This is a genomic window from Paracoccus sp. KR1-242 (assembly GCF_049446195.1).
Lineage (GTDB): Bacteria > Pseudomonadota > Alphaproteobacteria > Rhodobacterales > Rhodobacteraceae > Paracoccus > Paracoccus broussonetiae.
Window position 1 is genome coordinate 71,825 of sequence record NZ_JBMSED010000008.1, and the last position, 15,603, is coordinate 87,427.

The following is a 15,603-nucleotide window of genomic DNA, read 5'->3' on the forward strand; positions in this document are numbered from 1 at the left end:
TACTTCGGCGCTTGGCCCGATGCAGGTCAAAGGCACCGCCATTTTTCCGTTCCCCGGCACGGCCCATCGGGCCATTCCGGGCAGTCTAGTCCCGGCCCGACGGCGCCTCAACCCGCCGTTGGTCGGAATATTCCGCCGCCAGCAAGGCTGCGACGGCACGCCGCACGCCGGGGGCGTCCGGGTCCGCCGCGACCGCCTCGCGGGCGATGGGCCCGGTCCAGGCGGCACGGGCGGCGGGACTGATCGCAGCCAGCCACAATGGCGCCCCTGCCCCGGCGACCGCCGCCCCCAGTAGGGCGGCAGAGCGCGGCGAGAAGAGTGGCAGGATCACCGGCCCTGCGCCAGACAACAGTTCGCGCGCTTCGGCGGAAAGCGGCCGGGCCTGCTGGTCATAGACCTCGATCCCCGGCACCGGCAGGACGCGGGCGACGTGGCGGCCATGCAGGTGCAGCCAGCCCGCGCCCAGATCGCGCAGCAAGGGCATCATGCGCGCGGCGTCTCCGGGTCCCTCGGTCACATCGAAGCCCGCGCGGCGGGCGGCCTCAGCCGTGGCCGGGCCGACGCAGATCGCGGGCCGTCCCTGCCCTTCGCCCGCGGCGGGAACCGCATGGGCCGAGGTCAGGACAAGCCCGCGCGCGGCCCGGATCGCGTCGTCGTCATGGGCAAGCGGCACGATCTCGATGATCGGAGAGACAAGGACAGGCAGCCCAAGGGCGGCCATCTCCGCCGCGAAACGTCGCGACGACTCTTGCGGGCGGGTCAGCAAAACGGTCGGTGGCATGGCAATCGCGCCGGTCAGGTGCTAGTTGATCATGCCTAGGCGCTTGGGCGAGCGGGAACAAGGATAAGCATGTCACTGACCTTTCTGGGCATCGAGAGCAGTTGCGATGACACGGCCGCCGCCGTGGTGCGCGAGGATGGGACCATCCTTGCCTCGGTCGTCGCTGGCCAGACGGCGTTGCATGCCGATTTCGGGGGCGTCGTTCCCGAAATCGCGGCCCGCGCCCATGCCGAGAAACTGGATGGCTGTGTCGAGGAAGCGCTGGCCCGGTCGGGATTGGGGCTTGGCGACCTTGACGGGATCGCCGTGACCGCTGGGCCGGGGCTGATCGGCGGCGTCCTGTCGGGGGTCATGCTGGCCAAGGGCCTGTCGGCGGGAACCGGGTTGCCGCTGGTCGGGGTCAACCACCTTGCGGGCCACGCGCTGACCCCGCGCCTGACGGACAAGATCTCCTATCCCTATCTTATGCTGCTGGTCTCGGGCGGGCATTGCCTGTTCCTGTCGGTCAGCGGCCCCGAGGAATTCACCCGGCTTGGCGGCACCATCGACGATGCGCCGGGCGAGGCATTCGACAAGGTCGCGAAGCTTCTGGGCCTGCCCCAGCCCGGCGGCCCCGAGGTCGAGCGTGCCGCGCTGACCGGCGATCCCCGCCGCTTTGCCTTTCCCCGCCCGCTGCTGGACCGGCCGGGCTGCGATCTCAGCTTTTCGGGGCTGAAGACCGCCGTGCTGCGCCAACGCGACACGCTGGTCGCGGCGCAGGGGGGGCTGCATGAACAGGACCGCGCCGATATCTGCGCAGGCTTTCAGGCGGCAGTCGCGGACGTGCTGGCCGAAAAGACCCGCCGCGCACTTGAAGCATCACCCGCCCCGGTTCTTGCCGTCGCCGGTGGCGTGGCCGCGAACAGCGTCCTGCGCGCCGCGCTGCAGGACGTCGCGGCGCGCGCGGGCGTCACCTTCGTCGCGCCGCCGCTGCGGCTTTGCACGGACAATGCCGCGATGATCGCATGGGCCGGGATCGAGGCCTTCAGGAACGGTCATCGCGACGGCATGGACCTGGCCGCGCGCCCGCGTTGGCCTCTGGACCAGAAGGCCGCGCCGATGCTGGGTGCGGGCAAGCGCGGGGCCAAGGCATGACCGTCAGCATCATCGGCGCGGGCGCCTTTGGCACGGCGCTGGCCGTCACCTTGTCGGCCAAGGTTCCGGTCTCGCTTTGGGCGCGCGGAATGGACTGGGCCCCAACGCGCGAGAATCCACGCCTGCCGGGCGTCCGCCTGCCGGATGACATCACCCTGACCGGCGATCTGGACGTCGCGCTTGCGGAAACTGTCCTGCTGGCCCTGCCCGCGCAGGTATTGGGCGGGTTCCTGGCCGAACATGCCGCGCGGCTGGATGGCCGCAATCTGGTCAGCTGCGCCAAGGGCATCGATCTTGGCACGCTGACCGGACCTTCGGCGCTGATCGCGGCCACCTGTCCCGCCGCCACCCGCGCCGTCCTGACCGGCCCGAGCTTCGCGGCCGACATCGCGCGCGGCCTGCCCACCGCGCTGACGCTGGCCTGCGACGACGCCTCGGCCGCCGAAAGCCTGCAGCGCCAGTTGTCGACTCCCAGCCTGCGGCTTTACCGGACCAGCGACGTGACCGGTGCCGAACTGGGCGGTGCGCTGAAGAACGTCATCGCCATCGCGGCGGGCGCAGCCATCGGCGCGGGATATGGCGACAGCGCACGCGCCAGCATCATCACCCGCGGCTTCGCCGAGATGGTCCGCCTTGCGACCGCGCTTGGCGCGCGCCCGGAAACCCTGTCCGGCCTGTCGGGGCTGGGCGATCTGGTGCTGACCTGCACCTCGGAACAATCGCGCAATTTCCGCTATGGCCTCGCCTTGGGCGCGGGCCGCGACTTTGCCCCCGGCACCACGGTCGAGGGCGCGGCGACCGCCCGCGCCGTCGCCGCATTGGCCCCCCGGCTGGGGGTAGAGCTTCCCGTCTCCGGGCTGGTCGCGGGTCTTGCCGAGGGCCGCGTCGCCATGGAACATGCGCTCGACATCTTGCTGAACCGTCCCCTGAAGGAGGAATGATGCCCCTTTTCGCCGTGATCTGCCGTGACAAGCCCGGCCACCTGCAAACGCGCATGGACACGCGCGAAAGCCACCTGGCCTATGCGCGCGAGCACAATGGCTGGCTGCTGGCAGGCCCCTTTGTCGAGAACGGCTCGCCCGTAGGCTCGCTTCTGATTGTCGAAGCCGACGATCTGGACGCGGCCAAGGCCTGGGCGGCGCAGGATCCCTATAATCTTGCCGGGCTTTTCGCCTCGGTCGAGGTGACGGAATGGAAACGGGTGCTGGGCTGATGGCGTATTGGCTGTTCAAGTCTGAACCGGATGTCTTCAGCCTGGACGACCTGATCGCCAAGGGCGACAAGGGCGAACAGTGGGACGGCGTGCGCAACTATCAGGCGCGCAACAACATGCGCGCCATGAAGATCGGCGAACGCGGCTTCTTCTATCACTCGAACATCGGCAAGGAGGTCGTCGGCATCTGCGAGGTGGTGGCGCTGGCCCATCCAGACTCGACCGCCGAGGATCCCAAGTGGGAATGCGTGGACATCAAGGCCGTCGCCCGCGTGAAGCGTCCCATCTCGCTTGACGAAGCCAAGGCCGAGCCGCGGCTGGCCGAGATGGTCCTGGTCAACAATTCGCGCCTTTCCGTGCAGCCGGTCTCGGATGCCGAATGGAAGGTGATCCTGGAACTTGCGGGCGGAACCGACCCGGTTTGACCTGACAGACGCCGGCCGGGGCATTGCAACCCGGCCGAGGAGGAAGAATGGCACGCGGCCCCCAAATCATCGCCGACCGCCCGACCACGAAGCGCATGGGCGCGCTTCGCGCGCTGTGGCCCTTCGTGCGCCCCTATCGCTGGCTCATGGCGGCGGCGCTGGTCGCGCTGGCCGTAACCGCCGGGATCAGCCTGGTGCTGCCGCTGGCAGTGCGCCGGGTCGTGGACGGCTTCGATGCAGGCGCGCGCCTGCTGGACCAGTATTTCGGGGCGGCGCTGGCGATCGTGGCGCTGCTCGCGCTGGGGACGGGGCTGCGCTATTATCTGGTGACGCGTCTGGGCGAACGGGTCGTGGCCGATATCCGCGAGGCCGTGTTCGACCGCGTCATCGGTCTTAGCCCCGCATTCTATGAACGCGTGCTGACCGGCGAGATCATCAGCCGCATCACCACCGATACGACGCTGATCCAGTCGGTGATCGGCTCGTCCGTGTCGATCGCGCTGCGCAACCTGCTGATCCTTGCGGGCGGGATGGTCATGCTGGCCTGGACCTCGGTCAAGCTGTCGGGGCTGGTCCTGCTGCTGGTGCCGCTGGTCGTGGTCCCGATCGTCGTGCTGGGTCGCCGCCTGCGGGTCATGTCGCGCGAAAACCAGGACCTGATCGCCAAAAGCTCGGGCGCGGCCTCTGAAAGCCTTCTGGCCGCACAAACCGTCCAGGCCTTCACCCAGGAAGGGCCCACCCGGCTGCGCTTCCGCGAAGTCACGGAAAGTTCGCTTGATTCAGCGCTGCGCCGGATCCGCACGCGCACGTTGATGACGGTGATCGTGATCTTCCTGATCTTTTCGGGCGTGCTGGGCGTCTTGTGGATCGGCGCGCGCGACGTGCGCAACGACGTGATGACGGCGGGCGAACTGGTGCAGTTCGTGATCTATGCGGTGCTGGTCGCCGGGGCCACTGGCGCGCTGTCTGAAATCTGGGGCGAATTGCAACGCGCCGCCGGCGCGGCCGAACGCCTGACCGAGCTGCTGACCGCCGAAGACCCGCTGACCGATCCCACCGATCCGGTCCCCCTGCCCCGCCCGGCGCAAGGCGCGATCCGCTTCAGCGATGTCAGCTTCCATTACCCCTCGCGCCCCGGCGTCTCGGCGCTGGAGGGCGTGACGCTGGACATCCATCCGGGCGAGACGGTGGCGCTGGTCGGTCCCTCTGGGGCGGGCAAGACGACTATCGTCCAGCTTCTTCTGCGGTTCTGGGATCCGGCTTCGGGCACGGTCAGCATCGACGGAATCGACCTTGCCACCATGACGCGCGCCGATTTCCGCCGCGATATCGCGCTGGTCCCGCAGGATCCGGTCATCTTTGCCACCACGGCCCGCGAAAACATCCGTTTCGGTCGCCCCTCGGCCACGGATGCCGAGGTCGAGGCCGCAGCCCGCGCAGCCCATGCCCATGATTTCCTGTCGGCCCTGCCCGAAGGCTATGAGAGCTATGTCGGAGAGCGCGGGGTGATGCTGTCTGGCGGGCAAAGGCAACGCATCGCCATCGCCCGCGCCATCCTGCGCGACGCGCCGATCCTGCTTCTGGACGAGGCGACGAGCGCGCTTGACGCGGAATCGGAACGTGTGGTGCAGCAGGCGGTGGACGAACTGGCGCGCAGCCGGACCACGATCATCGTCGCCCACCGGCTGGCGACCGTGAAGAAGGCCGACCGGATCGTCGTACTGGATCACGGCCGGATCGTCGCGCAGGGCCGCCATGACGAGCTGGTGGCACAGGGCGGACTTTACGCCCGGCTCGCACGACTGCAATTCACCGACGGGCAGGCCTTGGCGGAAACCGACGACCGCCCCGTCTAGCGCGGCGCGGCATAGACGGCGGACCAGAACACGGTCCGCCCGTCCGCACCGACCGCGCTGCCGATGCCGAAATCCTGCAATTGCGGGATCAGGATATTGTCGACATGCCCGCGCGACCCAGCCCAGACCGACAGCACCCCCGTCAGGTCATAGGGACCGGCGGCGATGTTCTCGGCCGCGATGCGGGGCGCATAGCCCTGCGCCTTGGCCCGCTGCATCGGACCGGAACTGTGGCTGCCGCTGTGGGTCATCGTCCCGCGGCGGGCCATGTCGCAGGCCTGCGCGGCGGCGGCGCGCGCCAGCCTTGGGTCAGAGCGCAGCGCGGGCAAGCCATGCGCGCGGCGCGTGGCATTGGTGCGGGCGGCAGCGGCAGCATTCTGCTCCGATGAGGTCGCCCGACACTCGGCCCTGCCCGGCGCACTGGCCTGCACGTCGGGATAGCCCGGCGCGTGATAGCTGATCGTCCCGGCGGTCTGGGTGCAGGCAAGCGGCAGGAGCAGCACCATCGTCAGCGCCACCCGCCCTTGATAGCCCGGCATTCGCATTCACCCACCCCTTGCAGCCCCGTCGGCAGGGAAACCGTCCGTCCCGGACCCCGGTTCCCCGCCGAGACGGCAGGTCCAAGGAACCGTCGGGGGAGATTGGCGTTTTCGTGCTGCATCAACGCGGAAAGGGTGGACTATGGCTATCTGGGATTTCGTGAAGGACGCTGGCAAGTCGATCTTCGGCTCCGAGGCGCAGGCGGCCGAAGCGCCCAAGACTGCCCCCGCGGCGGCCCCGGCTGCTGCGGCGCAGGACAGCGATACCGACCGCAAGGTCGCTGCGCTGAAGAAGGAACTGGCCGATCTGGGGCTGACGGCCAAGGATGTCCATTTGACCCTGCGCGGCGGCGATACGGTCATCATCAAGGGCCAGGCCCGCGACCAGGAAACGCTGGAGAAGCTGATCGTCGCACTTGGCAACATCAAGGGCATCGCCCATGTCGAACTGGCCGAGGCGCCCGTCGCCGCGGGCGGGACGGCAGCCAAGCCCCCGGTCTTTCACACCGTCAAGAAGGGCGAGACCCTGTCCCAGATCGCGGCCCATTACCTTGGCAAGGCCGGCCGCTATCCCGAGATCTTCGAGGCGAACAAGCCCATGCTGACCGATCCGGACAAGATCTATCCCGGACAGACGCTTCGGATTCCGCAGGGTTAACCCGTCACTGACGCTGCGTTGCGGTTCATCCGGGCGGGGCTCGACCCTTGCCCGGATTATGCTTTATGGCCCATTGTCTTGCTTCTACGGGAGGCCCCGACGGAAGGCTGGAGGAACAGACATGGCCAATTTCGCAACTGCCGCAGACCGCAATGCGGTCGAGGCCGAAATGCCGTATGAGCAAAAGGATCTGCCGAACTCGGTCTATCAGATGCTCAGCCGGACCCGTGAGCTTTATCCCGACCGACCCGCGATCAGCTTCCAGCTTCTGTCCGACCCCAAGTCCAAGTCCCGCACCCTGACCTGGAACGACCTGCACGGCCGCGTGACCGAGACCGCGAATTTGTTCCGCTCGTTGGGAATCGGGCCGAACGATGTCGTGGCCTATCTGCTGCCGAACGCGGTCGAGACCCCGGTGATCCTGCTTGCCGCGGCAACGGCGGGTATCGTGAACCCGATCAATCCGCTGCTGGATGCCGAACAGATCGCCGGCATCCTGCGCGAGACCGGGGCCAAGGTGCTGGTGACGCTGAAGCCCTTTCCGAAATCGGATGTGGCCCAGAAGGCCGCCGATGCCGTTGCGCTGGCCCCGAACGTCAAGACCGTGCTGCAGGTCGATCTTCGCAGCTATCTGGGTGGCGTGAAGCGCCTGGCGATCCCGTTCCTGCGGCCCAAGCTGAACATCACGAACAGCGCGAAATACCTGGACTTCGAGGCCGCGACCAGCGCGCAACGCCATAACCGCCTGAATTTCGAGGAACCCGAGGGCGACCGCGTCTCGGCCTATTTCCATACCGGCGGCACCACCGGCACGCCCAAGGTCGCGCAGCACAAGCAGTCAGGGATGATCTATAACGGCTGGCTCGGCTCGACGCTTCTGTTCAACGAACAGGATGTGCTGATGTGCCCCCTGCCGATGTTCCACGTCTTTGCCGCCTATCCGGTGCTGATGTCCTGCGTCGCATCGGGCGCGCAACTGGTGATGCCAACCCCGGCCGGTTATCGCGGCGAAGGTGTCTTCGCGAATTTCTGGAAGCTGATCGAGCGGTGGGAGGCGACGTTCCTGATCACCGTCCCGACCGCGATCTCGGCACTGATGAACCGGCCGGTCGACGCGGATGTCTCGTCTCTGAAGACCGCGATTTCGGGCTCGGCCCCCCTGCCGATCGAGCTTTACAACCGCTTCAAAGCCGCAACCGGAGTCGAGATTTCGGAAGGCTACGGCCTGACCGAGGCGACCTGCCTGGTGTCCTGCAACCCGATCAACGGGATGAAGAAGGTGGGGTCGGTCGGACTGCCCTTGCCCTATACCCATGTCCGCATCCTGCGGCGCACGCCCGACGGCTATCACGAATGCGCCACGGACGAGATCGGCGAAATCTGCATCGCCAGCCCCGGCGTCTTTGAAGGTTCGACATATACCGAGCCGGACAAGAACCACGAACTGTTCGCCGAAAACCGTTTCCTGCGCACGGGCGATCTGGGGCGGCTGGACAGCGACGGTTACCTGTGGATCACCGGGCGGGCCAAGGATCTGATCATCCGTGGCGGCCACAACATCGATCCCGCGATGATCGAGGATGCGCTGCTGTCCCATCCCAAGGTCGCCTTTGTCGGCGCCATCGGACAACCCGACAGCTTTGCCGGGGAACTGCCCTGCGCCTATGTCGAGCTGGTGCCGGGCGCGGTGGTCAGCATCGACGAGCTGACCCGGCACGCGCGCGACCATATCCACGAGCGTGCGGCGATCCCGAAGCATATCGAGATCATGACCGAGCTTCCCAAGACCGCCGTCGGCAAGATCTTCAAGCCGGACCTGCGCAAACTGGCGATCCAGCGCGTGCTGACCGCCGCACTGGCCAAGGCGGGCATTCCCGTCGAGGTTGCCGAGGTCGTCGAGGACAAGAAGCGCGGTCTGGTTGCCAAGCTGGTCCGCAAGTCACAGGTCGAGGACGCGGTCGTCGCCGAATGCTTGGGCCAGTTCACCCTGCCTTGGGATCTGGCCTGATATTGCACAACCACAGGTTGCAATGCCGACCTGCCCGATGCTAGCCTTCCGGAACAGAGTTTCGGGAGGATATCGGTGCGGATCAGGTTCGAGGCGCAGGACGACAGGGGCGACGCGGTTCTGGAAGAGGAACTGGCCGAAGCCCCGACCCAAAATCGCGCTCCGCAATGGCTGGTCGACTTCCGCCAAAGCTCTGGCAGGGGGTTCTATCAGTCGCTGGGCGACCATGCGATTGTCCTGGCCGAGCGCGGCAGCGATCATCTCGTCGTCAGCTTCGACAATCTTTCCTCGGCCCGCGATCAGGCGATGGACCGCGACCCCTGGGGCTATGGTTTCGTCGCCCGCAACGGCTGGTCGCAGCTTGGCGTGCTGGCCTTTCGTCCCAGCTGGTTCCGGGATGAGGCCCTGTTTGCCGAGATGCGCCGGCTGGCCGAAGCCGGTCTGTTCCGCCGCTTCAAGCGCGTCGTCCTGACCGGCACCTCGATGGGCGGATACGCGGCCTGCGCCTTCGCCTCACTGGTGCCGGGCTGCGACGTGATCGCCTTTTCGCCGCAATCGACGCTCAGCAAGTCACTTGTGCCCTGGGAACCGCGCTTTTCCAGCGGACGCAAGGCGGATTGGAGCGGTGATTTCGTGGATGCAGTAGAGGAATGCCGCGCCGCGCGTCGGGTCTGGCTGGTCTATGACCCGCTGTTCGAGGCCGACCGCCGCCATGTCGATCGCTTCCGGGGCGAAAATGTCGTTCCCCTGCCTGCGCGCTATGCCGGGCATAAATCCGCGATGTTCCTGCGCAAGGCGGGCATCCTGTCGACGGTGATGCGGCAGGCTGTCACGGACGAACTGACTCCGGCGCGCTTCTTTCACACTTTGCGTCAGGGGCGCGCTGCCCTGGTTCATCAACGGGTTGGCGAACCGCATCATCGAGAAGAAGCGCACTTCGCTGATCCCGCAGCTTCTGGCGGTGCTGGAGGGGCCGGGCAGCGACATGCTGGCGCGCAGCATCCGCCAGCGTGCAGCACATGACGGCTTGCTGCCCCTGCAACCCCGCAAGCGGGGTCAGGGTCAAGGCAAGGGCCAGAACCCGCGTCAGGGTGTCAACGCTTTGCCGAAGCCAAAGGATCAGATCCGCCTGCCCCCGGCTGCTGCGGAGGCGGCACCCGCCCCCGCTGTCCCGAACGAGCCGGGAGAACCGCCGATCTGGACAGCTTTCCGCCTGCAAGAAACCCTGGGCATTCCTGCCGATTTGCCTTGGCAGCCCGCCGCGCGCGGCGGGCTGTAACAAGTTCGGCGGCGGGTCAGCCGGCCTGCCGCACGTCCTGGGCCTGGTCGCTGACCGCATTGATCCGCTCGGCGATCTTGAAGTATCCTGTGCGGGTATAGTGATCGCTGTCGACGAATTCGCCCGCCGGAACCACCGCGTCGATATCGACGAACTCGGCCCCGGCATGGATGATGCAGAATTCGCGGCAAAGCCGGTTGAACGCCTGCCGGTCCTCGGCCGTGCGCTGCGCCTGTTCCCCCGTCGTCGAGACACCGATCAGGAACATCCGCGCATCCGGCCGCTTCAGCGCATGAACCCGCGCAAAGGCCGCGCGCATCAGGTCCACCCTCTGCTCCAGCGTCAGCCGCAGATGCCGCATCGCGCGCAGCATCCGGATCGAATTCTGCGGATCGCGCGTCAGCGCGGCAAGGCGCTTTGGCGGCACGGTCACCAGATAGCGGTCGGGCTGGTTCTCGCCCTCATGGGTGAACAGGTTCTGCGTGCAGAAGGAAAAGAACATCGACAGGATGATGACATCCGACGCGGCGAAACCCGCATCCGCGTCAAGCAGATCACGCAGGCTGTGGCCAGCGACGTTCTGCATGACCCAGTTGCGGTCCAGCGTCCTGTCGCGGGGGTTCAGCAGGAAGCCCGCATCGTCATAGCGCACGATCACGCCCTGGTCGTCCTGCTTGTTCACGAACTCGATCCGGCGAGCGCCGCAATAGAACGAGACCTGCTGCAGGTCGCAGCCCCCCACAAGGATCAGGCTGCGATCCGAACCCGCCTTGGGTGACTGGCCGAATTCGGTCACGGAGCGAATCCAGTCGACCTGGGCCGGGGTGTCCAGGCCGTTCGCGACCGGCGGCACGACCGTGAATTCCGGCTGGCCCAGATGGCGCCACACCCATTGCTCGACTCCCATGTTCAGGGTGCGGCAGGAAAAGGCGAAATGATGGACCGTGGTGCCGCTGAAGCGGACCCGCACACAGAAGAAACCGACGATGCCGTAATCGCCATAGCGGTCGCGGACATGGACCAGACCGGCATGGACGCCGGGGACGCGCAGCAGTTCCTCCAGCTCGGCCCGCTGGGCGGCGTCATGGACGCGCTGCTTGGTGAAGTTCAGCTGGTTAGTGCGGTTGATCAGTTCGACGACCCGGTCCATGTGCCCGTCAAGGTCGGTGATGATCTTCAGTTCGATCCCGGACTGGCGCAGGAATTCCTCGTTGGAAAGGCCGCCGGTCTGCTGGTCAGCCTCGCGCGTTTCCATCATCCGGTACTGGTCCAGCCGGGTCAGCTTGTGATCGTCCTTGCCCTGGCATTGCGGCAGGTCCAGCAAACCCGTCAGGTCCGGGGCCGATCCGTCGGTCGTCCCCTTGGCATCGACGCAGGCAATGCCGGGGCAAAAGTACCGCACCTCTTCAAGGTTCAGGTGGTTGTCGTCCAGAAAGACCGTGTTCTCTGCCCGGAGTCCCATGCGCTCCAGCATGGACTTGATCGCCGCGCCCTTGGGCGTCCAGTCGATATGAGGAAAGACGAACAGATCCCAGACGCCCAGTTCCTGCAGCTTGTCGCGTGCCGTGGCGAAGTCGTTCTTCGAACAGATGGAACACATGATGCCGCGTTCGACCAGTTTGCGGATCATGGCCAGATGGGCGGCAACCGGCGTGATCCCGCCCTCGGACAGCGTGCCCTGCCAGAAGGTCTCGTCTAGATCCCAGATCACGAGCTTGGTGTCGTGTTTCAGGTCCGAATATCTGTCCGTATCCATGTCGCCTCCCCGTGGATATGCCATCGGTGAATGCTACCTATGGTTGTTTCACATGGAAAGCCGAATAACCGTGGGGAGAGTGGTCGCGGGTATGAAATAAGGGGCAAGGCCCTGCGGCCCTGCCCCCGATGTCATCGCCTGCAAAGGCTGGGGATCAGCGGGTGAATTTCTTGTATTTCACGCGCTTGGGTTCGACCGAATCCGGGCCGAGGCGGCGGATCTTGTCTTTCTCGTAATCCTCGAAGTTGCCTTCGAAATATTCGACATGGGCGTCGCCCTCGAAGGCAAGGATATGCGTGCACAGACGGTCGAGGAAGAAGCGGTCGTGCGAGATGATGATCGCGCAGCCGGCAAAGTTCTCGATCGCCGCTTCCAGCGCCTGCAGCGTTTCCACGTCCAGATCGTTGGTCGGTTCGTCGAGCAGCAGCACGTTGCCGCCCGATTTCAGCAACTTGGCCATGTGGACGCGGTTGCGTTCACCACCCGAAAGCAGGCCGACTTTCTTCTGCTGGTCGCCGCCCTTGAAGTTGAACGAGCCGACATAGTTGCGGCTGGAGACCTGTGCATCGCCCAGTTCGATCATCTCGGCACCGCCCGAGATTTCCTCCCAGACGGTCTTGTTCGGGTCGAGGCTGTCGCGCGACTGATCGACGAAGGACAGCTTGACGGTATCGCCGATGGTGACGGTGCCTTCATCGGGCTGCTCCTGCCCGACCAGCATCTTGAACAGCGTCGATTTACCGGCGCCGTTCGGGCCGATCACGCCGATGATGCCACCCGGCGGCAGGCTGAACGAGAGGTTCTCGATCAGTTGCTTGTCGCCCATGTGCTTTTTCAGGCCCTCGACCTCGATGACCTTGTTGCCAAGGCGCGGGCCGTGCGGAATGACGATCTGGGCGGTGCCGACCAATTCCTTGACCGATTCATCGGCCATCTTGTTATAGGCGGCGATACGGGCCTTGGATTTCGCCTGACGGGCTTTCGCACCGGCACGGATCCATTCCAGTTCTTTCTCCATGGCCTTTTGCTTGGACTTGTCCTCGCGTGCCTCTTGGGCGATGCGCTTGGCTTTTGCGTCCAGCCAGCTGGAATAGTTGCCTTCATGCGGGATGCCGCGGCCGCGTTCCAGCTCGAGGATCCAGGTCGTGATGTCGTCGAGGAAGTAGCGGTCGTGGGTCACGGTCAGGATCGTGCCCTTGTATTCGATCAGGTGCTTTTGCAGCCAGGCGATGGTCTCGGCGTCCAGGTGGTTGGTCGGTTCGTCGAGCAGCAGCATGTCCGGCGCTTCCAGCAGCAGCTTGCACAGCGCGACGCGGCGACGTTCACCACCCGACAGGGTCTCGACATCGGCATCGTCCGGCGGGCAGCGCAGGGCCTCCATGGCGATATCGACCTGGTTGTCCAGATCCCACAGATTCTCGGCGTCGATCTCGTCCTGCAGACGCGCCATTTCATCGGCGGTCTCGTCCGAATAGTTCATCGCCAGTTCGTTATAGCGGTCGAGCTTCGCCTGCTTGGCGGCGACGCCTTCCATCACGTTGGCGCGCACGTTCAGCGCAGGGTCCAGATAGGGTTCCTGCGACAGGTAGCCGACCTTGGCGCCTTTGGCAGCCCAGGCCTCACCCTGAAAATCCTTGTCCATGCCTGCCATGACCTTCAGCAGGGTGGACTTACCCGCACCGTTTACGCCCACGACGCCGATCTTGACGCCGGGCAGGAAGTTCAGGTGGATGTTCTCGAATACCTTCTTGCCGCCGGGATAGGTCTTGGACACCCCGTCCATGTGATAGACATACTGGTAGGAGGCCATGCTCTTTCCTCGTTCAAATGAATCCGCTTGGGTTTGGCCCGCTTTTTAGTGCAGACGCCGCGAAAGGGAAAGTGCTGGGCGCGCTAGCGGAACTGTGCCGTGAAGTCCTTGCCGAAGGCCTCGTCAAGGAAGGTGAATTGCGGCTCCAGCTTCTCGCGCAGGCGGGCGCGCGCCTGATCCGGAACCGATAGCCCCTGCGCCGAGGCAAAGACCTTGCGCCCCATGTCGTTATAGTCGTGGGGTGGCAGCCCCAGGAACGACTCGACCCGGCGCAGGAAGGTCAGCGGATCGCGCGCGATCAGGCCAAAAGGCATGTAAAGCAGCCGGTCGGGTCCAAAATGCGCATTCCAACGCGGGACATAGTTCAGGTAATCGCCGCGATCCATCAGCACCGGGTTTTCAACCTCGGCCAGCCATTCCTCGACCGAGGCGGGGGTGCGCTTGCCGCGGGTCAGGTTCATCTTCAGCTGCGAGATCGCGCGATCCACCGGATGGCGGATGATATAGATGAACTTCGCCTCCGGCAGGAATTTCGCAACAAACTCGACCCCTTCGGCGGGCAGGGTCGAATATTCCGGCGTCACGTCCATGATCCGCGCATCATCGGGCGCAGGCGAGAATACGGTCTTGTACCAGTGGTTGGTGAACATCGGCTCACGCGTGACACGGTTCAGGTATCGCTGGACTTCGGGCGGCACATCCTCTCCCTTGGCGGTCCAACGCTTCTGAATGCTCATCTTGGCGCGCTTGTAATGCCAGGGCAGCCATTTGCGATGTTCTTCGACATAGCGATGATTGAAGAACTGCACCTCCTTGAAGGGCGGAGTCCAGACATCGGGACGCTGCCCCAGCATCTGGGACAGCCAGGTCGTGCCGGCCTTCTGCGCGCCGATGCCCAGGAAATCCGGTTTGCGGGGTTTGCCGTTCGGGTTCCAGTTCATGCGTTTGGCCTTTGTCCTGCTTCTCGCGGGACAGTGTTAGGACAGCTGGACGCAGGGGGAAAGGTCGGACTGTCCGCTATTCTGTCACGAGCCGGTCTGTCACGAGCCGGGCGGGCAGCGGGGGCGCGAGGGATGAAGGCTTGAGCCCTCACTGCAGACAGTCCGAGATTTCCCCGCGTGAAGGCCGATCTGCACCGTTCGACGCTGAAGGAGTGGACCGGGCGTTCGACCATCTTGCCTGAATTGCTGAGCGATCACACCGCCAAGTCTGTGCGGGCGGAGCGAATTTTTGTCTGCTCGTGCAAGATTAAGGCCGCATATATCAAGCCCGAACTATCGTGGCAGCGTCGTGATTCCGTCCCCAGCCCGGGGCGGCATATTTCACAAGGCGCCACGGCGGCAATCTGTCAACCAATCGCGCCACCCACTCCTCCGAAGCAAACGAGAATCCGTACTCGCCTTCGCTTACCTTGATGCCTCGATCATTCTGATGCCTGATTGCTGCAGGCTTGTTGGGAATGAAATCGAAGCCTGTCAGCTGGAGGGTCCGTTTCATTGCGGCGAACCGTTCAGCGGCGATCATATGAGGATTGCGCGCCAATATCCTGTTCTCAATGTGTTCGATCGCTGTGGCTCCGTGGGTGGTGAAGATCACGATACCGCCGGCATTGGTGGCGCGCGCAAGAAAATCCAACAGGCTAACCCACCGATGCGCAGGCAAATGCGTGAATACGGAGCCAAGCCAGATCAGGTCGTAAGTTCTCGGCAATCTGATCTCGTCCAGGACCTCGCTCGATCTGGCCCAGTCGCCACCGAATGTTTCAGCACAGAAGCGCGCTGCTGGCTCCATGAGATCGCAGGCAGTGAGTTGCGCCTGCGGGAAACCGGCGGCAAGGGCCCTGTAGATTCGACCGTAGCCTGAGCCGAAGTCGAGGACAGTCGAAATACTCTCAGGCGAACGGCCTGCTGCAGCAAGGCCGTCGAGGACACAGGTCAAGCCCTGTCGAGCGGTCTGAATGTAGCTGGCGAGATCGGCCGTGAGCATGTGGTCGTCAGGCGACATCGTCTCGTCGAATACGGCCAAAGGATCCTCCCTGATCAATCGACTCGTATGGCAGGGTAGCAGCGCCATTCGCACCTGGCAAAGCTGAAAGAAACGCTTTGCGCGCTGATTGGGGGAAGTGTCATGGACGGGGTCTGACG

15 protein-coding genes are annotated in these 15,603 nt (G+C 64.9%); 9 read left to right on the forward strand and 6 right to left on the reverse strand.

Going from position 1 to position 15,603, the window contains the following annotated elements:
- Positions 1-85: 85 nt before the first annotated feature.
- Positions 86-781, reverse strand: a complete 696-nt coding sequence (locus ACO2Q4_RS12950; protein ID WP_423319735.1) for a uroporphyrinogen-III synthase — start codon at positions 779-781, stop codon at positions 86-88.
- 63 nt (positions 782-844) lie between these two features.
- Here ACO2Q4_RS12950 and tsaD point away from each other — a divergent pair, with 63 nt between their 5' ends.
- The 5 genes from tsaD to ACO2Q4_RS12975 are packed head-to-tail and all read left to right on the forward strand — an operon-like array spanning position 845 to position 5,409.
- On the forward strand, positions 845-1,915 hold the full coding sequence (tsaD, locus tag ACO2Q4_RS12955; RefSeq protein WP_423319914.1) for a tRNA (adenosine(37)-N6)-threonylcarbamoyltransferase complex transferase subunit TsaD: 1,071 nt from the start codon (positions 845-847) through the stop codon (positions 1,913-1,915).
- The gene (locus tag ACO2Q4_RS12960) at positions 1,912-2,856 is read left to right on the forward strand and encodes an NAD(P)H-dependent glycerol-3-phosphate dehydrogenase (RefSeq protein WP_423319737.1); all 945 of its coding nucleotides are present in this window, start codon (positions 1,912-1,914) and stop codon (positions 2,854-2,856) included. The genes tsaD and ACO2Q4_RS12960 overlap by 4 nt, the downstream gene beginning before the upstream one ends.
- A complete protein-coding gene (locus tag ACO2Q4_RS12965) occupies positions 2,853-3,128 on the forward strand; it encodes a YciI family protein (protein WP_311757369.1) in 276 nt (91 codons plus the stop codon). Before ACO2Q4_RS12960 ends, ACO2Q4_RS12965 begins: the two co-directional genes overlap by 4 nt.
- Positions 3,128-3,553 carry an EVE domain-containing protein gene (locus ACO2Q4_RS12970; RefSeq protein ID WP_311757805.1) on the forward strand — a complete coding sequence of 142 codons (426 nt, stop codon included), beginning with the start codon at positions 3,128-3,130 and terminating at the stop codon, positions 3,551-3,553. Before ACO2Q4_RS12965 ends, ACO2Q4_RS12970 begins: the two co-directional genes overlap by 1 nt.
- 47 nt (positions 3,554-3,600) lie before the next feature.
- Positions 3,601-5,409, forward strand: a complete 1,809-nt coding sequence (locus tag ACO2Q4_RS12975; protein ID WP_395130959.1) for an ABC transporter transmembrane domain-containing protein — start codon at positions 3,601-3,603, stop codon at positions 5,407-5,409.
- Here ACO2Q4_RS12975 and ACO2Q4_RS12980 read toward each other — a convergent pair.
- Positions 5,406-5,948: a CAP domain-containing protein gene (locus ACO2Q4_RS12980; protein WP_423319739.1), complete on the reverse strand. Its 543-nt coding sequence runs from the start codon at positions 5,946-5,948 to the stop codon at positions 5,406-5,408. The two genes, ACO2Q4_RS12975 and ACO2Q4_RS12980, sit on opposite strands and share 4 nt — an antisense overlap.
- Before the next feature lie 142 nt (positions 5,949-6,090).
- Between ACO2Q4_RS12980 and lysM the strand changes: the two genes are divergently transcribed.
- From lysM to ACO2Q4_RS13000, 4 genes are all read left to right on the forward strand, one after another.
- Positions 6,091-6,606, forward strand: a complete 516-nt coding sequence (gene lysM, locus ACO2Q4_RS12985) for a peptidoglycan-binding protein LysM (RefSeq protein WP_423319741.1) — start codon at positions 6,091-6,093, stop codon at positions 6,604-6,606.
- Positions 6,607-6,727: 121 nt separating this feature from the next.
- The gene (locus tag ACO2Q4_RS12990) at positions 6,728-8,614 is read left to right on the forward strand and encodes an acyl-CoA synthetase (protein WP_423319743.1); all 1,887 of its coding nucleotides are present in this window, start codon (positions 6,728-6,730) and stop codon (positions 8,612-8,614) included.
- Between the two features lie 75 nt (positions 8,615-8,689).
- Positions 8,690-9,637: a hypothetical protein gene (locus ACO2Q4_RS12995; protein ID WP_423319745.1), complete on the forward strand. Its 948-nt coding sequence runs from the start codon at positions 8,690-8,692 to the stop codon at positions 9,635-9,637.
- Positions 9,600-9,893 carry a hypothetical protein gene (locus ACO2Q4_RS13000; protein WP_423319747.1) on the forward strand — a complete coding sequence of 98 codons (294 nt, stop codon included), beginning with the start codon at positions 9,600-9,602 and terminating at the stop codon, positions 9,891-9,893. Before ACO2Q4_RS12995 ends, ACO2Q4_RS13000 begins: the two co-directional genes overlap by 38 nt.
- 16 nt (positions 9,894-9,909) lie before the next feature.
- Here the strand turns inward: ACO2Q4_RS13000 and ACO2Q4_RS13005 are convergent, their stop codons facing one another.
- The 4 genes from ACO2Q4_RS13005 to ACO2Q4_RS13020 all read right to left on the reverse strand — a co-directional run bounded on the left by ACO2Q4_RS13005 (position 9,910) and on the right by ACO2Q4_RS13020 (position 15,484).
- Positions 9,910-11,649, reverse strand: coding sequence for a hypothetical protein (locus tag ACO2Q4_RS13005; RefSeq protein WP_423319749.1), 1,740 nt, complete (start codon positions 11,647-11,649; stop codon positions 9,910-9,912).
- A 154-nt stretch (positions 11,650-11,803) separates the two neighbouring features.
- Positions 11,804-13,459, reverse strand: a complete 1,656-nt coding sequence (gene ettA / locus ACO2Q4_RS13010) for an energy-dependent translational throttle protein EttA (protein ID WP_311757376.1) — start codon at positions 13,457-13,459, stop codon at positions 11,804-11,806.
- An 83-nt stretch (positions 13,460-13,542) separates the two neighbouring features.
- Positions 13,543-14,400 (reverse strand): sulfotransferase family protein, encoded by an 858-nt coding sequence (locus tag ACO2Q4_RS13015; protein ID WP_311757377.1) that lies wholly within the window; start codon positions 14,398-14,400, stop codon positions 13,543-13,545.
- Positions 14,401-14,722: 322 nt separating this feature from the next.
- Positions 14,723-15,484 carry a class I SAM-dependent methyltransferase gene (locus ACO2Q4_RS13020; protein ID WP_423319751.1) on the reverse strand — a complete coding sequence of 254 codons (762 nt, stop codon included), beginning with the start codon at positions 15,482-15,484 and terminating at the stop codon, positions 14,723-14,725.
- Positions 15,485-15,603 lie beyond the last annotated feature (119 nt).